General features: G+C 56.4%; 14 protein-coding genes. 8 read left to right on the top strand and 6 right to left on the bottom strand.

Going from position 1 to position 20,168, the window contains the following annotated elements:
• Positions 1-135 precede the first annotated feature (135 nt).
• Both K239x_RS15415 and K239x_RS15410 read left to right on the top strand, forming a co-directional pair.
• Complete coding sequence (locus K239x_RS15415) at positions 136-999, top strand: NADP-dependent methylenetetrahydromethanopterin/methylenetetrahydrofolate dehydrogenase (protein ID WP_145419146.1); 864 nt, start codon at positions 136-138, stop codon at positions 997-999.
• 472 nt (positions 1,000-1,471) lie between these two features.
• Entirely contained in the window at positions 1,472-3,682 is a 2,211-nt protein-coding gene (locus tag K239x_RS15410) for a carboxy terminal-processing peptidase (RefSeq protein WP_145419145.1), read from the top strand.
• A 172-nt stretch (positions 3,683-3,854) separates the two neighbouring features.
• Here the strand turns inward: K239x_RS15410 and K239x_RS15405 are convergent, their stop codons facing one another.
• Entirely contained in the window at positions 3,855-4,547 is a 693-nt protein-coding gene (locus K239x_RS15405) for an NAD-dependent deacylase (RefSeq protein ID WP_145419144.1), read from the bottom strand.
• 189 nt (positions 4,548-4,736) lie between these two features.
• Here K239x_RS15405 and K239x_RS15400 point away from each other — a divergent pair, with 189 nt between their 5' ends.
• Both K239x_RS15400 and K239x_RS15395 read left to right on the top strand, forming a co-directional pair.
• Complete coding sequence (locus K239x_RS15400) at positions 4,737-7,628, top strand: DUF1553 domain-containing protein (RefSeq protein WP_145419143.1); 2,892 nt, start codon at positions 4,737-4,739, stop codon at positions 7,626-7,628.
• Between the two features lie 4 nt (positions 7,629-7,632).
• Entirely contained in the window at positions 7,633-9,012 is a 1,380-nt protein-coding gene (locus K239x_RS15395) for a DUF1501 domain-containing protein (RefSeq protein ID WP_145419142.1), read from the top strand.
• A gap of 114 nt (positions 9,013-9,126) precedes the next feature.
• Here the strand turns inward: K239x_RS15395 and K239x_RS15390 are convergent, their stop codons facing one another.
• Positions 9,127-9,474 carry a DUF4430 domain-containing protein gene (locus tag K239x_RS15390; RefSeq protein WP_419188996.1) on the bottom strand — a complete coding sequence of 116 codons (348 nt, stop codon included), beginning with the start codon at positions 9,472-9,474 and terminating at the stop codon, positions 9,127-9,129.
• Between the two features lie 225 nt (positions 9,475-9,699).
• Positions 9,700-10,695, bottom strand: a complete 996-nt coding sequence (locus tag K239x_RS15385) for a hypothetical protein (RefSeq protein WP_145419140.1) — start codon at positions 10,693-10,695, stop codon at positions 9,700-9,702.
• Between the two features lie 513 nt (positions 10,696-11,208).
• Between K239x_RS15385 and K239x_RS15380 the strand changes: the two genes are divergently transcribed.
• Positions 11,209-11,502, top strand: a complete 294-nt coding sequence (locus K239x_RS15380) for a hypothetical protein (RefSeq protein ID WP_145419139.1) — start codon at positions 11,209-11,211, stop codon at positions 11,500-11,502.
• Positions 11,503-11,598: 96 nt separating this feature from the next.
• On the opposite strand, the gene K239x_RS15375 is transcribed toward K239x_RS15380, so the two are convergent.
• Positions 11,599-11,919: a lipopolysaccharide assembly protein LapA domain-containing protein gene (locus tag K239x_RS15375; RefSeq protein WP_419188995.1), complete on the bottom strand. Its 321-nt coding sequence runs from the start codon at positions 11,917-11,919 to the stop codon at positions 11,599-11,601.
• A gap of 1,179 nt (positions 11,920-13,098) precedes the next feature.
• On the opposite strand from K239x_RS15375, the gene K239x_RS15365 reads away from it, so the two are divergent.
• Positions 13,099-15,090: a Y-family DNA polymerase gene (locus K239x_RS15365; protein WP_419188994.1), complete on the top strand. Its 1,992-nt coding sequence runs from the start codon at positions 13,099-13,101 to the stop codon at positions 15,088-15,090.
• Between the two features lie 42 nt (positions 15,091-15,132).
• Here K239x_RS15365 and K239x_RS15360 read toward each other — a convergent pair whose 3' ends face one another.
• Together K239x_RS15360 and K239x_RS15355 are read right to left on the bottom strand one after the other, a co-directional pair.
• Complete coding sequence (locus K239x_RS15360) at positions 15,133-15,522, bottom strand: hypothetical protein (protein WP_145419135.1); 390 nt, start codon at positions 15,520-15,522, stop codon at positions 15,133-15,135.
• Between the two features lie 256 nt (positions 15,523-15,778).
• Positions 15,779-16,321, bottom strand: a complete 543-nt coding sequence (locus K239x_RS15355; protein WP_145422384.1) for a DOMON domain-containing protein — start codon at positions 16,319-16,321, stop codon at positions 15,779-15,781.
• A gap of 525 nt (positions 16,322-16,846) precedes the next feature.
• On the opposite strand from K239x_RS15355, the gene K239x_RS15350 reads away from it, so the two are divergent.
• Together K239x_RS15350 and K239x_RS15345 are read left to right on the top strand one after the other, a co-directional pair.
• Entirely contained in the window at positions 16,847-18,904 is a 2,058-nt protein-coding gene (locus K239x_RS15350) for a hypothetical protein (RefSeq protein WP_419188993.1), read from the top strand.
• The gene (locus K239x_RS15345; protein ID WP_145419133.1) at positions 18,888-20,108 is read left to right on the top strand and encodes a serine hydrolase domain-containing protein; all 1,221 of its coding nucleotides are present in this window, start codon (positions 18,888-18,890) and stop codon (positions 20,106-20,108) included. The genes K239x_RS15350 and K239x_RS15345 overlap by 17 nt, the downstream gene beginning before the upstream one ends.
• The last annotated feature ends 60 nt before the right edge of the window (positions 20,109-20,168 follow it).

Raw genomic sequence — 20,168 nt, 5'->3', positions numbered from 1 at the left:
GACTAACTGCAACACAAACTTTTTGAGAGCTTTCCGGTCCACTAAGGCCGGGAAGCTCTTTTTTTGCCGTCGTCGTCACGAAGGACGCGAACGGCTCAACACGATTCTTTTTCCTTTTTTACGTATCCGCCGATCATGTCCAAACGAATCCTGCTGCAACTTGACTGCGATCATCTTCCCAGTTCGTTTGACTCCGTCGTCGCCGTCGATGCCGGCGTGGATCACTTGCTGACTTACGGCGATGTGCAAACCACGACTGTGACCGGGCTGATTCACGGAGCGATGTTCACACGCGGTGGCAACAATCTCAAAAACACAGCCGTTTTCATCGGCGGTTCGGATGTGGGGAATGCCGAAGACGTCATGAACGCGGCTGTTGCAGCATTTTTTGGAAACATTCGCGTGTCGTTGATGTTGGACGCCAACGGTTGCAATACCACCGCGTCGGCAGCCGTCGTTGCGGCGGGGCGGCACGTGGATCTCAGCGGTGCTCGTGCGGTCGTTTTGGGCGGAACCGGCCCGGTGGGACGACGCGTCGCACGCTTGTTGGCCGGTGACGGAGCGGCGGTCACGCTGACCAGCCGAAGCATCGAGCGAGCTGAAAAAGCGTGTGCCGAAATCCAGGCCCAGCTGCCCGAAGCTCAGTTTGCGGGAGCGGCTCCATCGACACCCGCCGAAATTGGCGCGACGTTGGACGGTGCCCAGATCGTGATCGCTTGCGGAGCGGCGGGCTACGAACTGGTCAACGAAGCGACGATTCGAGCGGTATCTAGCTTGAAAGTAGCGATCGACCTGAACGCAGTGCCACCCGCGGGCATCGGCGGTGTCGGCGTCACCGACCAAGCCGCAGCGTTGGGCGATGCCGTCGTCTACGGTGCGATCGGTGTCGGGGGACTGAAAATGAAAACCCACAAGGCAGCGATTCAGTCGCTGTTTGAATCAAACGACAAAGTGCTCGACGCCGCCGAGATCTACGCGATTGCCAAAGAAATCGGTTAGACAAAGAATCGTCTTTTGTAAAACGACCTGTGACTTGGCGCTGCGCATCGCACCGGTTGCGGCTCAGGCGATCGCGCCGCAGCCGCACGTCAAAAGCACCGCAATCGCACTGCAACAAGACTGCGAACAGCTCAACAGCGGGCACCGCAACCTGCATTTGCACGCAACTCCACGCGACTGTCTCAGCGAATCAGAAAAGTTGCAAAAGTCGACTCGGCGAACGCCGGCGGCTGGCTTGGGAAATGATTGCGCCGAAACAGCCATTTCACGTTGCCCAGAGCGGCCAGTTGCCCCATGTGACCCCCTGCATTGGTAAACTGGGCTGGGAAACGGAGTTGCTCAACTTTTGCCGCTTTCCTACTATTCCATCGCATCAACTTCTTTCTACGCGGCTGTATTTTACCTAAGCCGTGAAAGAGAGCTTCGGTTCGATGCGTTACCTCAAAGATCAATGTCCTAACAGGAATAAGCTATGGATTGCCACCGACGCCCGTTTTTGCCCGCCGCTGTTCTAAGTGCCCTGCTGGCATTCGCCGTCGGACAGGAATGTGCCGCTCAAGTTGCACCTCCACTTCCTGCTCAGCCTCCCGTAGGTCCTGCGGCGACGATTGAAATCGAGCCGGCCTTGCAGCCGGCGCCCCCGGCGGTTGCCAAAGTCGAACGTCCGCCGATTTCGTTTAACGCGGTCCCGTCGCCACGCGATGGCATCGTGGCTCGTCTGGTCGCCAGCCTGATGCCACGGCACCACATATCGTCTGTCGAACTCAATGATGAAAACGCCAAACGTGCGTTGGACTTGTTTATCGATTCGCTCGATCCATTGAAATTGTATTTTTACCAAAGCGATGTGGATGAGTTTCAGCCGTTCGCGACTCGCATCGATGACATGGTTCGCGCTGGCGATCTTTCGTTGGCGTACGACATCTTTCGTCGGTTCACTTTCCGTGTCGACGAACGTGTGGCGGTCGCTCAGCAACTTCTCAAAAGCGATTTTGATTTTTCCAGAGACGAAACGATCATCATCGATCCCGATTCCGCTTCGTACGCCAAGACACCCGCCGAAGCACGCGATCGTTGGCGCCGACAGATCAAGTACGCTTTGTTGGACATGAAAGAACAAGCTGAATCGGCCAAGAAGAAGAAAGCCGAAGGCGACGATGTTGCTGAGATCACCGAAGTCGATCCGATCGAACGACTTCAGCGACGCTACGATCGCTATGCACGACGTTGGAAACAAACCGACAGCGACGATTTGCTGGAGATGTATTTGACGGCCGTGACGATGAGCTACGATCCGCATTCGACTTACATGTCGCCCGGAACACTGGATGATTTTCAAATTCAGATGCGACTCAATTTGGAAGGCATCGGCGCGGCTCTTCGCGAAAAAGAAGGCAACACCAGCGTTACCAGTGTGATCCCCGGCGGTGCGGCCGACAAACATGGCAAACTGAAACCGGACGACGTAATCGTCAGTGTCGGTCAGGGTGAAGATGGCGAGATGGTCGACATTGTCGAAATGCCGCTTCAAGACGTCGTGGATTTGATTCGCGGTAACAAAGGCACGCTGGTTCGCTTGGGCGTCAAACCTGGCGGTTCGGGAACCTTGGTGGTCTACAAGATCATCCGCGCCCGTGTGGAACTAGAAGAATCAGCCGCTCGTGGCGAAGTGCTGGAGCATCGCCTCGGAAACGGTCCGGTCAAAAAAATCGGTTTCATCACCCTGCCAAGCTTTTACTTGGACATGGAAGGTGCCCGTCAGCAGAAAGCTAATTTCCGCAGCAGTACTCGCGATGTCAATCGAATCATCGAAGAGTTTAAGACCAAAGGCGTCGACGGGATCGTTTTGGATCTCAGCAAAAACGGCGGCGGTAGTTTGACCGAAGCGATCAATCTGACGGGATTGTTCATCAACCGTGGACCGGTCGTGCAAGTCAAAGACAGCAATGGTCAAGTTCAGCAGTACGCCGATGATGATGTAGGTACCGCTTGGGACGGACCATTGGTGGTGCTGTGCAGTAAGTTCAGCGCAAGTGCTAGCGAGATTTTCGCAGGTGCCATCCAAGATTACAAACGAGGCATCATCGTCGGTGACCCAGCGTCGCACGGCAAAGGCACGGTCCAGACGCTGATGGACATCGGCCAGCAGTTGTTTCAGAACAACCGCAACAACTACGGTGCTCTGAAAGTCACGCTGCAACAGTTTTACTTGCCCGATGGCGAAAGCACGCAGCGACACGGTGTGGCTGCCGATTTGGTTTTGCCATCGATCACGCAAAAAATGGATGTCGGCGAAGGCGATCTGAAATACGCTTTGGATCACGACCGAGTCAGTTCAACGCGTCACGATGTCTACAGCATGGTGCCGGCTGATTTGCTAGGCGAACTTCGCAAGAATTCGCAGCAACGCGTGGCGGCCGACAAAGAGTTTGTGGATCTGATTCGCCGCGTGGACCTGTACGTCGCCCAGAAAGAGCAGTCGACCGTTTCGCTGAACGAAGAGAAGTTTATGAAGCGTCGTGCCGAACTGGACGCCCAGAAAGAAGACGAAAAGGAAGGCGAAGAGTTGCAGAAGACGCAGGACGAAATCTTCCGCGACACGTTCTACAACCGTGAAGTCATCAATGTGGCTCACGAATACATCAACGGTCTGCAGAAACAGAATCTGGCTCGAGCCAACTGATCTTTGCGACTAGAACGATCAATGCAACAAGCCGGTGGTGGTTACCATCGGCTTGTTTTTTGCGCCCGCGGGCCTGACCGAAATCAGTGCGTTTTGGAAAATAGCGTTTTGGAAAAAAGCGTCTGGTTGAACCGTCGTTCGCCCCGTCATTTCAGACCAACTGCCGTCGCGTTTAACCGAGGCTTTGCAAGAACTTGGGCACTTCGACGGACGCTTTGCCACGAATCTTTTGGTCAAACGCGGGTGATTGTGGCGTGTCATCCAGGTTGATTTCCACTCGGCGGCATAGTGGCGCGGTGGCTTGGACAATGCCCGCTGCGGGGTAGACCAACGCCGACGTTCCAATGGCAATGAACAGATCAGCTTGTCGTGCCGCCGCATCGATTTCGTCCAATCCGATGGGCATCTCGCCGAACCAGACCACATGCGGACGCAGGCGGCCTGGCTTGCCGTCGCTGCGTGGATGCGGCGTGTCGGCCGTCAGATCGCCCGTCCAGTCAAACAGGTCGCCTGAATCGACGCAGCGGGCTTTGAGCAATTCACCGTGCATCGGCAAGATATTTTGGCTGCCCGATCGCTGATGCAGATCGTCGATATTCTGCGTCACCAGCAAGAAGTTACCTTGGTGCGAACGTTCAAATTCCGCCAACGCGATGTGCGCTGCATTGGGTTGAACCTCGTTTGACTGCAGTGCCGCGCGGCGGCCGTTGTAAAACGTCTGCACCAATTCCGGGTCTCGTTCAAACGCCTCGGGCGTCGCAACATCCTCGACCCGGTGGCCTTCCCAAAGTCCGTCGGGGCCACGGAAGGTCGGGATTCCAGATTCGGCGGAGATGCCGGCGCCCGTCAGAATCAGTACGTTCACTATTAAATCCTTGCTTTGAACTGGTTTGCGACACAGCGGAGTGATTGTACGGCAATGATTTTCGCAAGCGAGGGCGCGGTGTGTTATCCTGGACGTCCCGCCTGACAGCGCCGTTGGCCTGAAAGACCGATCGCGAAAATTTCGTGTTGCTGTCTCCCACCCCACCATCCGCCCAAAGTGTTTCGCCTTATGCGTCATTGCTGCATCATTTGGTCGTTGATCGCGATTGTGTGTTTGGCGGCGGCAAGCCAGACGGTTGCTCAGTCGCCGCACACGGTGGAGTTTTTTGAAAACAAGATCCGTCCGGTTCTGGTCCAGCATTGCTACGAATGCCACGCCGCGGGCGCCGACGAAGTGGGCGGTGCCCTGCTGCTCGATTCCAAGCAGGGAATGGTGGTTGGCGGCGATAGTGGCCCGGTTTTGGAAAGCGGCAATGCCGATGCCAGCGTGTTGGTGGCTGCGATGCGATACGAGTCATCCGAAATGCCGCCCAGTGGGAAACTGCCGGACGAAGTGATTCAGGATTTCGAGAAATGGATCGCCGCGGGCGCGACCGACCCGCGATCCAGTGTGACGGCTAAGTTGCCGATGCGTGCCGAGATCGATCTGGATCAGGCAAAAGAGTTCTGGGCGTTTCAGCCGATCGATGCGCAACCGCCAGCTACTGGTTCCAAATCGGCTACTGGTTCCCAATCGGCTGCCGCGGCGACAACCGCAACGGGGCGCATTGATCAGTATTTGATCGACGCTATGAACGATTCTGCGGTGGTGCCCAATTCGATCGCCAGCGATACCACCCGGCTTCGGCGACTCGCGTTTGATTTGACCGGACTGCCGCCGGACCAAGACCAGTTGGCGGATTGGATTGCCGATCCTTCGACGGCACACTGGAACCGAATCGTCGATTCGTTGTTGGCGTCGTCTGAATTTGCCGAACACTGGGCCCGTCACTGGATGGACGTAGCTCGGTACGCCGACAGCAACGGCAGTGATTTCAATGCGACGCATCACGAAGCGTGGCGGTACCGTGACTACTTGATTCGTTCCTTTGCGTCGGACCGGTCGATCGACACGATGATCGCGCAGCAAATCGCTGGCGATCTCTTGCCAGCGGTGGATGACCGCGAGAGGCACGACAACATCGTGGCGACAACGTTTTTGATGTTGGGCACCAAGATGCTTAGCGAACGCGACAAATCGAAATTGCAAATGGACGTGGTCGACGAGCAGATTGACACGGTCGGACGCGCGTTCCTGGGGCTGACACTGGGTTGTGCTCGGTGTCACGACCACAAATTCGATCCCGTGCCGACGGAAGACTACTACGCATTGGCGGGTATCTTCAAAAACACCGTGACGTTGAAAGGCGAGAGTCAAAAGTACGTCAGCACTTGGAATCGCACGAAATTGCCGGTGTCCGACGAACAGCTGCGATCGATCGAACGCTACCAGTCCGAACTGCGGCGGTTGGAGAAGAATCTCGGCGAGGCCGAGACGGCACTGAAATCTCTGGGGCAATCTGGCCAAGAGTCGTTGGCCGGTGTGGTCATTGATAATGTGGATGCCAAGCAGACTGGTGTTTGGAAAGAATCAACGTATTTTGATGACTTCGTCGGGCCCGGTTACGTCCACGACAACAACAAAAACAAAGGCAAACTTTCGATTGAATTTGCGACTCGGTTGCCCAAGTCGGGGATCTACGAAGTTCGTTTCGCTTACGCCTACGGATCCACTCGCGATCGTGCCGTCCCTGTTACGGTCACCACAGCTGACGGCAAGCAGCGTGTCACGGTCGACCAGCGGACCGCTCCGATCGCTCCGGTGTGGCGATCCCTGGGGAAGTTTCGCTTTTCGGATCAGACGGATGCCGTCGTCACGATCAGCAACGCAGGTACCAGCGGATATGTGATCGCCGACGCCGTGCAGTTTATCTCCCAAGAGGACGCCGATTCGGAGGTGGCAGGAGAAACGGAAACGGAAAAACTGGCCAAGCAGAAACGCGTTTCGCAGCAGAAAGTCGTCGACAAGTGGAAACAGCAGATCAAGATTTTCAAGGCCGCGGCACCTCCAAAGCTTCCCGAAGCGATGGCTCCGGCCGACGTTGCCGATTCCGAACTGACCGATTCGCACGTTCACATTCGCGGTGAAGTTCGTAATTTGGGCGATGTGGTTCGACGCGGATTCTTGCAAGTTTGCAGTCCCGGTGACGCTCGCATTGCCAATCCGTCTGGCAGCGGCCGTCGTGAACTGGCTGACTGGCTGACGGATCCTGACAACCCGCTGGTAGCGCGCGTGTTCGTCAACCGTGTTTGGATGCACTTGATGGGGCAAGGCATCGTGCGTACGGTCGACAACTTTGGTGCTCAAGGAGAACGTCCCACGCATCCGGAATTGTTAGATGCACTGGCATCGGATTTTGTTCGCGAAGGTTGGCATCTCAAGGCATTGGTTCGTGACATCGTCACGTCATCGGCGTACCAGCGTTCGACGGACTACTCCGCGGCAAACGCAGAACTGGATCCCGAAAATCGCTTGCTCTGGCGAGCCCATCGGCGACGTCTGCCGGCCGAAGCGGTTCGCGATACGATGCTGCAAGTCGCCGGGGAACTAGATCGACGCGGTCGCATCGAGCAGATGGCGGGGCGGGGTACGTTGGTTTCCAGCAATGATGCAAACAGCAAAGCGGAATTCGCGGGCGTCAGCGAACCTTGCCGATCGGTGTATTTGCCGACCGTGCGCAGCTACATGCCGCCTTTGTTGACGATGCTGGATGTGGCCGATCCGGATTTGTTGGTTGGTCGCCGCCCAACGACGAACGTTCCCGCCCAAGCACTGGTGTTGATCAATAGCCCGGACGTCAATCATTGGGCTACGGAAGCTTCCAAACGCGTGATGCATTCGGCGACCGGATTTGATACCCGATTGCATAACACGTTTTTACTGACGCTACAACGTGATCCGACGGCGGTGGATCGCAACACGGCGTCGCAATTTTTTGCCGACCGTGAAAACGATCCGGCAGCTTGGCGAGAATACATCGCAGGCATTTTTGCCAGTACCGAATTTCGATTATTGGATTGATCGCATGAATACCCACTCGCTGGATCGTCGCCGATTCGGAACCGTTAGCAGTATCACGTTGGGCTCGCTGGCCGTGTCGGCGTTTGCACCCAATCGCAGTCTGCAAGCGTCCGGAACGGTCCTGCGGCCTCACGTACCGCCAAAGATCCGCCGAGTCATTTTCTTGTTTCAACATGGCGGCCCCAGTCACGTTGATACGTTTGATTACAAACCGCTGTTGGCTCGTGACGACGGCAAGGAGTTGCCGTTCGCTTTGCCGCCCAATTTGGATGCCGTGCCAAAGCTACTGAACGGTCCTTGGAAATTCAAGCAACGTGGTCAATCCGGTTTGTGGGTGAGCGACCTGCTGCCCCACATGGCTTCGCAGGCGGATTCCTTGTGCGTCATCCGGAGCATGCACACCAACGGCCAGTCGCACGGACAGGCCGTCGGCATGGTCAATACAGGCAGCGACAATTTGGTCCGTCCCAGCATCGGCGCCTGGATCAGCTATGCCCTGGGCAGCGACCATCCCGATTTGCCGGCGCACGTCGCGATCGGCCCCGCGACGGCTCATGGTGGCCCGCGCAATTACGGTGCGGCGTTTTTGCCGGCGATGCATCAAGCGACCGTGGTGGGCAGCAACGGCAAGTTCGGCGATGGACGAATTCCGTATTTGCAGGGCCCCGTGCAGGGCAACATGATCCAGCAGCGATTCGATCTGATCCAGCAACTCAATCAAAATCACTTGGACCAGAGCGGTCCGGATCGTGAAATCGAAGGGGCCATCGAAGCCGTCGATTTGGCCGCGCGAATGCGTTTGGCCGCTCCGGAGGTGTTTGATCTGGCCAACGAATCCGCAGCGACTCACCAAGCCTATGGGATCACGGACAAGAAAACCGAAAGCTACGGGCGTGGTTGCCTTTTGGCTCGTCGGCTTGCCGAAGCAGGGGTGCGGTTCATCACCGTCAGCAGCGGCCAAGTCTGGGACCAGCACAGCCGCTTGGTCGAAGGTCACACAAAAAACGCGGGCGCGACCGATTTGCCGATTGCCGCACTAATTGCTGATTTAAAACAACGCGGTCTCTGGGATGACACACTGATCGTCTGGGGCGGTGAATTTGGCCGCACACCGGTAGTGCAAGGCAAGAATGGTCGCGACCACAACCCGCAGGGGTTTTCGATGGTACTAGGTGGCGGCGGCGTCCGTGGTGGATTCTCGTATGGGGAAACCGACGACTACGGATACTACGCCTTGCACGACCGAGTTCACATGCACGATTTGCACGCCACGATATTGCATCTCTTGGGCATCGATCACGAGCGTCTGACGTATCGGTACGCCGGCCGTGATTTTCGATTGACGGACGTGCATGGTGACGTGGTCAAAGGAATTCTCGCGTAGCGGAAGCGGAACAGGCACGCATCGGAGCCACGGCGACGCGCTGCATCAATTGCTTAGGGGCCAACCGATCGCTGGTTCGCATGACGTGATTTTCAAGCGACGGCGTTTACCGCGCTACGGCGTTTTCATCTTGCCGAATTCCCACGTCACGGTCGTCGGTGGATGGAGCGTCGTTGTACCGATGCCGGTGTTGGCCCATTCGCCGTCCACCGTAAACGTCCAGCCTTCCGTGCCGCTGGTCGCTTTGCCTTTGATCTGATTGACGAATGCAGTCAGGCCGCTGCCCGAGATTTCGGCGTCCAGGTCCTCGATGCTTCGCATAACCGATTCCAACGTCGCACCATCAGCGATGTCTTCGGCCTGAAACGTCTGGTCCTCCTCGTCCGTCTTGATCTGGATCGTTACTGTCCCCGCCGAAACCGCTTCTTGCGAAGTCGTCGATGGTGCGGCAGTTGGTGCCACGGAACGATCGCAGCCGGTGAAGAGACACGCGGCTGCCAGAGAGACAACCAGCAGACAACTTACTTGGCCAAACGCGGAGTAAGTTGATGGTTGTCGCGTTGGGCGGGCGGTTGGGTTTTTAAGTTGAGTAATCATCCTGAGATGTTATCAACATGTCACGTTTGTTGGCCAGGCAAAGTGACATTTTTTCGGATTGTCTGCGACCGATCGCGGTGCCCTTGCCGATCAATCGTCGTCGTGTCCACCAGTGATAGGATCGACAATCGACTTGCTCCAATCGACGATGCGATTGGCGGTCGGCCAAATTGAGATCGTTGCGACGACTGACGCGGCGACGAAAGCCATGCCGACGATCGAATCACCGACCGACATCGCGGCCAAACAACCGGCGGCGGCGAATGAACCCGCGGCGCCCAGTTTGATCGAACGATACGCGGCGGCCAAACGACGACTTGCGCGACATGACTGAAAGATCGCCCGGCGTTGGTTGTCCCACGCCGGAATGAAACTTCGCAGTGCGACGCCTCGCCAGCACTGGTTCATCCAGCGACGGATTTTGCGACCGCGAGTGTGCAGGAACGCTTGATGGCCAAAGACCAGCATGACGACGCCCATCACCAAGAAAATTGCTGACCCAAGTAGGACTGGCTGCCAGTTAGCAAACAGTTGCAGGGGGCCTTCGGAACCAAGGTAGTAGTAGCCCACGACCGCGGCGGTCAATTGACAACCGACAAAGGCGGCGATCATCAATCGCATTTCGATGAACAAGCGATGCATGCTGTCCGGCGTAACACTGATCGGCAAAAACGTTCGGCGGATTCGGTAGCCAAACGAAGGCGACAAGAACGGTGCCAGCAGACCGGTGACGCCAACGGTCACGATCATCCATGCAGTAACGCACCCGATGACGGTGAAGTGATTGGTCACCGCGGATAACGCAAGTGAATCGGTGGTGGCGATGGCGATCAGGTACGCGGGAGTCACCAAGGCGATTGCGACAGCCAACGGAGTCAACACGCCGATCATCTGGCCGGCTCGCATCCACTGTCGTTGCAGATACGTGCAGCGGAAAGGACGCGGAGCAACTTGTTCGACTGGTTGATCGCTGGTTGGATCAACTCCAGCGGAGTTGGCAGGCGTATGGATCCTCGCCGTGGTGCCCGCAACGGGGTTCACCAAGATTTGCTCGGTCGTGTCGGCTGAGGTTAAGCCAGTTGCCAAAGTAAATGCTTCGGGATGCGATGATTGCGACGGTCGTTTCGGCTGAGAGCGTTTGTTGCTTGTTCCGCGGGATGATTTGCGGGATTTGGTTTCCGTGGGAGTAACAAGCGGTACGGAATAGTTTAGGTCGGTCGACCCAGGAAGAGTGTCCAAGTTTCACCTCTTTTTTACTCGTCTGCACCACTCGTCTGGGGCAAGTGTGCTGCCGAAATTGCGGACGGTTCCGTCTGGTATTTATTCGACTCAATGGAACCCGATGGTTTACTTTTCGGACGCTTGGTGACGGTTTTTGCGTAGATGATCGGGTTTGACTGACTTCCCTAAGGGTTTGTCGGAGTGTCTCCATTGTTGGTGAAAATGCTGTTTTTGACGATTTTGCGGTCAATCCAGCTTTTTCATTTAGTAACGGACCAGACGTGTCACGGGCCCAGCCAAGAATCCTTTTGTCGGGTGGGGAAGCAAGCGTGCGACCTGAACCCCTCGGTTGAGTTTTCTTTCTGGGAGCAAAAATCCATGACACAACTAAATCTTTTCGATTCGCTATCGATTTCGGCCGCTGACAGCACGACTGCCGGCATCGTGGCCGTTGAACCAGCGACTTACACAGTGGCTGCTCCCGTCGCCAAAACAGAAACACGACCGAATCGCCGCCGTCGTCGTCGCAAAAATTCATCGTCCGATTCGCAAGACAGCATCGAAGGCGTGCAGCGAATGGGAGACCTCGCTCGCTTTGTCATCATGCGATACGAACTGGCAGTGAAGTACCGCGAAGAGATGGAAGCACGCCGCGGCCAGCCAGCGAAATAAAAGCCCCATTGAACTGGATCAACGCTGAGATCGGATCCTGCTGGTGCGTTTGGTCAGTGCGTGCTGCAACAGTTAGTTGAGCCGAACAAGCAGACGCTACGATTGCAGCGGTGACCTTTCGGCGCCTTCGATTTCTTTCGCCGCTCCGGCTTTGGGCTCTTCCACGCGAAGTGTTTCCTTGGCGGCTTTTTCTTTGGCCGCCTTCGCTTTGCGAGCACCCCGCAACATCCATCCCGTCATGATCGAACCAAACACAAAGCTGCCTGCCGATGTGATCAGTAAGAGATTCGACAACGACAATTCGCGATCTTCCATGAAAGGAAACTGAACCGTGACGGTGCCGGAATTCCAGACCGACAGGATCACGAAAACGCTGATTCCCAAAATCAATAGTGCCCAGCGGATTCGCTGCATCATGGTTTGGCTCGCGATGGATATTTTTGACAATTCTGAAGCAAAATGGAGTGACAATCCCGCCGTCAATGATAGCATTGATGCCCCTTTCTATCAGCCAGTGCTTCACTGGCCGGTGCAGTCCCAATCCTAGCAGTGGGGCGACGTTGTGACAGTGGCTAAGCATGGCCACGCTTTTTTTATTCGTGTTCGACTGATTTCAAGGCGCTACGATGGCGGCTCAGCAAACATTTGCGTTTTTCCAAACCGGGGAATCGGTTGGCAAACGCTCCCGCCAAGCCCAGCCGAAGGCTAAATCCCAGCCGAAGCCTAAATCCCAGTCGAAGCTAAAGTCACAGTCGCTGGCATTGGCAAACGGCTCAGCAGCAAACGGCTCAGCAGCAAAAGCAAAGAGTCTGGTTGGTCAAACACCGGTCAAAGCCGATCTCACCGACACCGCTTCCATTCTGAAACGGCTTCGTCACCAAGTCGGGTGTGTTTCGACGGTTCCGCACGACGATCGCCAAACACGTTCGGCCGGTTGCCAAGCGATCGACGACTTGCTGCCCAGCGGTGGTCTTCGCGTGGATGCCTTGACCGAATGGGTGGCCGCGTCGACCAGCAGCAGTGCTGGCGTGCTATCGCTGATCGCGGCGGCAAATCAACTGCGTCAGTCGGCATCGCCGCTAGTGGTGATCGATACCCAAGGCGATTTCTATCCGCCCGCTGCGATCGCGTTGGGCATTCCGGCGGATCAAATCGTTTTGGTTCAGACTCAGCGACACGCCGATGTGGTTTGGGCGATCGACCAAGCGTTGCGTTGCGATGCTGTGGGCGCGGTTTGGGCAAACGTTGGTTCGTGGTTGGATGATCGCGATGCGAGGCGTTTTCAGTTGGCGGCCGAGCAGGGAAAAACGCCGGGGCTGTTGGTCCGCCCAGCGGCGGTTCGCGGTCGACCGAGTTTTGCGGACGTGCGTTTTCATGTTGCTCAAGTTTCGTCGGCGACGATTGAGTCGGACAAGCCGATTGCTCCATCAAGTTTGACGGCGCGTCTGACGGTCGATCGTTGTCGCGGCGGGACAACGGGGCAAACGATTCTGGTGGCCGTTGATGACCGTGCTCGCATGACGCCTCTGTCGATTCCACCGCTCTCTGTTCCGCTTCGTTCACCACAACCTGCCGCACACCGTGACGCCGCACCTCATGAAACAGCCCACTCAAACCAAACGGCTGCTGTGCATCTGGCTGACCAATTGGCCCATCCAACGCCACCGCAGCAACCTGGCGAAACAGCGCAGCAATCGGGCGCCGCGCAGCAATCGGGACAAAACCGAGAACGCCGAGCTTAGGGGGGCGTCGGAAGTAACGCCGCTGGCGAGCTCTTGTGCGGATTCTTGCGCGGAGGGAAAAACCAAATTCGATCGCGACCAGGAAAGCCCCGTCATCGTCTGGCGAAACGATCCGCGGCGTGGTCGGTTGGTCGTGGCGGCTTGCCCCAAGTCGACGGCGATGGGGATTCGAGTGGGCATGCCGATCGCGCAAGCCAATGAGCTGGCGAATGAGTTGGCACGGGGCGAAATGGCACGGGGCGAAATGGCACGGGGCGAAATGGCACGGGGCGAAATGGCACGGGGCGAAATGGCACGAAGTCGATCTGGCTCAGCGACTCAGCTACAAGTCTACGAACACGATCCGCATTTGGACGACGAATCGCTACAACGTGTTGCCAATCTGATCCAAGCCAATTTGTGTCCGATGGTGGCTGTCGAAGAACTTGGCAAACACGCCTGGGCGGGCCGTCCGCTGCATCAAGCCGATTCGTTGATTTGCGAAGTCAGCGGGGTGACGCATTTGTTTGATGGCGAAGCGGGGCTTTTAGACGCGGCCGAGAAACTATTTGCCAGCGTCAGTCTTGTTGCCAGAATGTCGATCGCACCGACCGTCGGGGCGGCCTGGGCAATGGCGCACTACGCTCGTCCGATTCAAACGATTGTTCCAGTCGATGACGTCGTCGCGGCGGTGAGTCGTTTGTCGATCAAGGCGCTGCGGATTTTGCCGCAAACGGTTGCGACACTCGATCGATTGGGCGTGCAAAGCATGGCACAGCTTTTGTCGTTGCCTCGGTCCGGTTTGGCAACTCGGTTGGGACAGCCGTTGGTTCAGCGGATCGAGCAATTGTTGGGCGAGGTTGACGAACCCTGCAATGCTCATCGTGCGGTGGCAGAGCACACGCAGTCGCTGGAGCTAGAATATCCGACGACCGATCAACGCATTTTGGCGGATCGGATCGAGCGGTTGACCGAAAAGATTAAGGACGGGTTGGCAGCAAGCCACCGTGGGGCACTACGAATGGCTTGCTACCTGACCCTTTCGGATCACCCGCCACTAATCTTAGAGATTGGAATGTTCGCACCGACGGCGGATCGCGAACAGCTAATTGGTTTGTTGGTTGGTCGTTTGGAATCGTGTCGTTTAAAAAGCGACGTCAAGCAAATCACATTATCGGTCACGCTCAGTGATCGTCTACAAAGTGCTCAGCCGTCGTTGTTCCAATCAGACTCTTTATTTCGTTTAGGTAACGGTGTCGGATCACCATCCGCAGCGGGTGGTTCATCGCTACCGCGTTTGATCAATTCACTCAGTGGTCGTTTAGGTCGTGATGCGGTTCAGCAGGTTTTGCCGACCGAGAATCCTTTGCCAGAAAAAGCCTTTCGTCTGGCACCACTGACAGGCCAGGCAAAACGTAAACGCAAATCGACTGGCAAATCCACTTCTAAAAATACGTCTCCTTCGAAGCAAGCGTCTCGCCACTTTCGTGGACACTCTGTTTCTTTGATTCATCCGATGCGGTCCGATGCCTTGCGCCGTCCGCTGACTCTTTTGGACAGTCCGATGCCTTTGACGGCCGTCGGTGTCTCTTCTGTTTCTTCGCTTCCCGCCGGTTTCCACCTGGGTGGCCGGTTGCATCGTGTGGTTCGTTTTTGGGGTCCCGAGCGAATCGAAACCGGTTGGTGGAACGGTCCGTCGATTCGTCGTGACTATTACCGCGTCGAAATGGATTCAGGCGGCTGGTGGTGGATCTATCGTCGACTTGGAAAAACGATTGCCACTGCTGATGCGCGTCGATCAGCGGCGCCGCATCCCAGTTGTGTTCGTACCGTGGTGGCGTGGATGCTGCACGGACGTTTTTCTTAGTGTTTTTCTTTTCTGGTGTCTTTCTACGTTCGGTAGAACTTTTTAATCGAGCTGCACGGCGCCTTCGCGACTGCGAACCATGCCCGGCAGCGCTTCGTATCGACTTTCGGCTTCCATCACAATTTTCGCGGTGACGGCGCCATTTTGGATCAAGATGTCTTCCAAGCTTGGGACGCCATCGAGCTGCTTCAAAATCAGCAGGCCCAGGTCCTCGTGCGTCAGGTGCCCCATTTCGATGGCAAGTTGCCCGAAGGGTTGATCGCAATCCAGTTGACTAGAGAGAACATCAAAGACCTCGTTCATGGTCATCATGTTCTGTTCAACTGCAAGCTGTCCGATGGGACGTCGCATTGCCAGCTGATGTCGAATCGCATGCATGGCTTGATCAGCCGTGATGTGCCCCGCTTCGACTAGGTAAATGCAACGTCTCATTTTGTCTTGCCCCGCAACCAAATTCGGTGGTTGCTTGTGTTGTGAACTCGGCAGCGACCCCACTCGCTACTCAATAGAAGAGTAGGACGCGTTTGGGCAAAGTTTGACGCCGATTAGGCATTTTGTGTGAGGGTTTACCTTCATCTTTTCGCGCAGGATCTAGCCATCAACAATTCGGTCAACTCTTCGCTGCGTCCACGGACCTCGCTCACAGTCACCGCGTCTTGCTGTCACGTCGCCAGCTAGTTGCCCCCAGCTATTTGCCCAGCGCCGCTTCGCCCCAGAGACTTGGGTCCTCTGCCACCGGATACTCAGGGCCCAGCGTCAGCGTCTGCCAACCCAGTTCGCGATCGATCACGGCGTAGTAAAGCGAAATGCGCGGTTGATCTTTGGGATCAAAACCAGTCAGCGCCGAAGCCGGGATCAAGCCGGAGAGTTGGTAGCCGTCGTGTCGGGGGAAGGCCGCGATCGACAGATCTTTGGCCGAGACGGCTTTGGGATTTCCACGCGACCGATTGATCGGGACCAGCGCCGCGACCGGGCGTTCGCGTTGCGGACCGCCACCCGCTGGCATCCACAAAAATCGATGGCAGTACTGAGTCGCGCGGTGGATGCCGGGACTACAACGAGTATCGATCCAAACGTGGAACCCGTCGCTTTCGTCCAAACGTGTTTCGCGGCACCACGGAACTTGCCGTTTACCGTTGACGGTCACATTGATTCCGATTCCAGCGGTATGCCACGCCATACGGACATCGGCAAACACAGGCCGGTCGCCCAACGCACCAAACGATGGCAGTTTGCACTTGGGAGGTAGGTCCAGTCCCTTCGCGGTCCATTTCAAAGCATGCTTGCGCAGCGTCACTTCAAAACGAAACAGGAACGTAGGATCAATCAATCGGGTTGTCGGCTCGTCGCTCAGCGTGGACCTCCGGGAGATGCAAATTTGTTAAGATAAACCAATCGCTGCTCCTACCCCAATCAGGCAATCGGTGATGTCACGGTCGTGTGACGTCACTTGCAATCGCATGATCAGACGCCGAGGCTAGCTGATCGTGTTAGAGCACTACTGTATTTTTATTTTCTTTGAAGTGGTACCCGGCTCCCTTTTGTCTTGGACGACGAGCCACCCACCACTGGACGGATTCGCTAAATGATTGCCAACGACCTATCGCTCCGTCGGAATCTTTCCTCCGTATCACGCGGGGGCCGTTTTGAATGGACCCATTCTCAGCGGTCCCGTTGTCAGTGGATTCAATCGGCTCGGGTTTGTTTTGCTTGGATGAATTTCGCTCTGGCTTCTCTGGCAGGGGCCTGTTTGCCGATGTCCGACGCCGTCGCTGGCATCACCGGCGAAAACATCATGGTCGTCGTCAACGCTGATTCGCTCGATTCACGCACCGTTGCCAACCACTACGTGGCACTTCGCAAGATCCCGCCCAACAACGTGATCTTTCTTTCGGACATTCCGGGCACCTTGTCGATCGGGTTGGAAGATTTCAAAACGGTGATCCTAAAACCCGTCCTGCAAACCATAGAAAAACGCGGGCTCGTCGCACAGACTCGCTGCATCGCTTACTCGGCCGATTTCCCAACCAGCGTTGATATCCGCGAACACTTCCAGCGTCTGCCCAACGCTCAAGCCAAGAAACTGATCGGGCGGCTGGCATCGATCACCGGAGCGACGTACTTCTACAAGTATTTGCTAGCGGATAGCGAAAGCTACTTGAGCTTTGCGTCCAACATCTACGCTCGCGGGCCATTTGAGCGTTCGTTTAACAATCCGTTCAAAACCGAACACAAAGAAACGTTCGACACAGCCAAAGCAGGGATCGATGGTGATCAGCCCGCCGACGCAGCCAAGCAATTCGAGCAGCTGTTTGTCCAGCATCCTACTTTGGCGCCTTTGGCGGTGCTGTCCGCTCGTGGTTACGCAGCGGCTGGGCAAACCGAGCCGGCGACGCGGATGATCAAAGCCGCGATCAAAGCGGGGTGGTGGTCGGCGGAGTTTTTCAGAGAAGACCCGGCGCTGAATCCTCTGCTGTCCGACGCGGATCTGAAACGTGTGCTGCCAGCTCTTTCGGATCACCCGACGCACGTTCAAGGACCGATGGCGTTCTCCGCAATCAAAGGATGGACGGATTGCGGTTATCCTGTCCCGATCAAGCAAGGCGGAATGCCGTTTATGCTTTCGTGTTCGCTGGCCATCGTGCATCCACGCGGCAATACACTTAGCCAAGCCGTGACGATTTTGCAGCGAGCCGTCGCGGCGGACCGAACCTTTCCCGATGGGCAATTCCGTTTTGGCACAGGAACCGATGTGCGTGCGACGACACGGTTCCCCGGCGTCGGCGACGCGCTGTTGTATTTGCAGTTGGCCGGATTCGACAGCGATGTGTATCGATCCAGTTTTCCGACCAAGCCGGGCGACGTTGCTGGCTTGTTCGTCGGGGCGGCCACGGTGAATTTCAAAAACACGAAATGGAAACTTCAACCCGGTGCCATCGCTGAATCACTAACCAGTCTCGGCGGCGACTTTCGCAACAGTAGTCAGACAAAGTTGACAGAGTACTTGGCCGGGGGCGCGGCGATCAGTAGCGGTTCGGTCACGGAACCGTATTCGTTGCAGCCAAAATTCCCGCGAGCCATGATGCACGGCTACTACGCGTCGGGCCTGACGGCGATCGAATCGTATTACTTGTCGGTTGAATCGCCCTATCAATTGTTGATTGCGGGCGATCCTGCTTGCCAACCGTTTGCCAATCCGCCAGCCGAGACGGTGCAGATTACGTTGGATGAATCCGATGGCACGAAAGTACGGTTCACTCGGCAACCCAGCGCTGAACCCAAAACGGGGGCTCCCTATCAGCCGGCGTCGCCGCATCGCAAACCGTCCCCCGTGGCGTCCTACGAGATCTATATCGAAGGCCGTTTGGTCAAAGCGGTACCAGCGGTCAAGTCGGTGGACATGAACATCAATGGCGGTCTGTCGGGAGTCGTGGATGTTCGCAGCGTCTTGGTCGGTTTCGCAGATTCGGAACCCAAACTCACGTTTTACAAACAGATCGAATTGGCGGGCCCGCTGCCGACGCCGCAAGCTGTGGTGTTGGTGGGGCGTAAGGAACTGGATCGATCGGACAAGAGTCCGGCGGATGATGGCAGCAAATCCAAGACGCTTACGGTTCAGTTGGACTGCGCCGGTGCGGACAAAATCGAAGTGATGCATCAGAGCGCCATTGTCGCTTCGCTTGACGGTGCCAGTGGTGCTGTCGAAATCGATCTGAGTAAACTAGGGGGAGGTCCGTTGCATCTGCGTCCCGTCGCAACGGTCGGAGAAAAAAAGGTGATGGGGTTTACGATTTCAAATGACACTAACCAATAGCGACATTCCGATGAAGGCAACTTTTTTTCTGTCGACACTCTTGTCTGTCTCGTTGTGCATGTTCGCCAGCGAAACGATTGCACAAGAAAGCTCGCTGCCCGATCAACCGGCCCCCGGTTTGGTTCCCACTGACAGTAGTGACCCGCGATTCGCCACGGTGACGCCTTTGGTTTCGGCGGCAATCGCTGACGGACAGACGCCCGGTGCGGTAGTCGTATTGGCCAATGCGGACAAAGTGCTTTATGCGTCCGCGTTTGGTGACCGCCAAGTCCAACCGACCGTCGAACCCATGACACTAGACACGGTGTTCGATCTTGCGTCGATCAGCAAACCAGTCGGCACGGCAACGTCGGTGATGGTCTTGGTCGACGAAGGCAAAATCGATGTCAACGAGAAAGTCGCGACGTACTTGCCCGAATTTGGTCAACATGGCAAAGACGAAATCACAGTTGATCAGTTGCTTGTGCACACGGCCGGCTTGATTCCCGACAACGCCTTGGGGGACTACCAGCACGGAATCGACGAAGCCTGGGATCGCATTTGCAATTTGAAATTGCGTTCGGCGCCGGGCGAGAAATTCGCGTACACCGACGTGGGTTTTATCGTGTTGGGAAAACTGGTGCAAAAAATCAGTGGCAGGCGTCTGGATGCCTTTGCGGCCGAGCGAGTATTTGGGCCGCTGGGAATGACAGAGACGATGTACAACCCACCGGCCAAGCTTTGCGAGCGAGCGGCCACCACCGAGACACGCGACGGCAAGCCAATGAAAGGCGTCGTGCATGACCCTCGCGCTTTCCTGATGGACGGTGTCGCCGGTCACGCCGGTGTGTTTTCGACCGCGGCCGACTTGGTTCGCTACGGACAGGCCATGCTGCGAAAAGGCAAATTGGCGGACGCAACCGGCGATTCGCCCCAGCAGCTCTTCACGGCTGCCACGTTTGATTTGATGACCAAGCCGCGCGACATCAAACGCGGTACGCGGACGTACGGCTGGGACAACCAATCCCCGTATTCCCGAAATCGCGGCAAGTCGCTCTCGCCGGCTGCGTTTGGACACGGTGGTTTTACGGGAACGGTGATGTGGATCGATCCTGCTAAAGAACTGGTGTTTATTTTTCTAAGCACACGGCTGCATCCCGACGGCAAAGGCAGTGTCAACGATTTGGCCGGCCAAATCTCCACGGACATGTGCAAGGACTGGTAAAACGAGCTTGGCCGAATCTGAATGCTGAGTGAAACTTGTTCTGTACGGAAACATCACGTC

Origin of the sequence: Stieleria marina (assembly GCA_007741555.1) — a bacterium.
Lineage (GTDB): Bacteria > Planctomycetota > Planctomycetia > Pirellulales > Pirellulaceae > K23-9.
Note: the sequence above shows the minus strand (reverse complement) of the source record. Positions and strands in the feature narration are given on the sequence as shown.

Excerpts from the sequence above, each read along its gene's own strand:
- K239x_RS15400 (WP_145419143.1), top strand. The coding sequence starts at position 4,737 with ATGCGTCATTGCTGCATCATTTGGTCGTTGATCGCGATTGTGTGTTTG.
- K239x_RS15350 (WP_419188993.1), top strand. The coding sequence starts at position 16,847 with ATGTCCGACGCCGTCGCTGGCATCACCGGCGAAAACATCATGGTCGTC.
- K239x_RS15395 (WP_145419142.1), top strand. The coding sequence starts at position 7,633 with ATGAATACCCACTCGCTGGATCGTCGCCGATTCGGAACCGTTAGCAGT.
- K239x_RS15345 (WP_145419133.1), top strand. The coding sequence starts at position 18,888 with ATGACACTAACCAATAGCGACATTCCGATGAAGGCAACTTTTTTTCTG.
- K239x_RS15375 (WP_419188995.1), bottom strand. The coding sequence starts at position 11,919 with ATGATGCAGCGAATCCGCTGGGCACTATTGATTTTGGGAATCAGCGTT.
- K239x_RS15415 (WP_145419146.1), top strand. The coding sequence starts at position 136 with ATGTCCAAACGAATCCTGCTGCAACTTGACTGCGATCATCTTCCCAGT.
- K239x_RS15410 (WP_145419145.1), top strand. The coding sequence starts at position 1,472 with ATGGATTGCCACCGACGCCCGTTTTTGCCCGCCGCTGTTCTAAGTGCC.
- K239x_RS15380 (WP_145419139.1), top strand. The coding sequence starts at position 11,209 with ATGACACAACTAAATCTTTTCGATTCGCTATCGATTTCGGCCGCTGAC.
- K239x_RS15365 (WP_419188994.1), top strand. The coding sequence starts at position 13,099 with ATGAAACAGCCCACTCAAACCAAACGGCTGCTGTGCATCTGGCTGACC.
- K239x_RS15360 (WP_145419135.1), bottom strand. The coding sequence starts at position 15,522 with ATGAGACGTTGCATTTACCTAGTCGAAGCGGGGCACATCACGGCTGAT.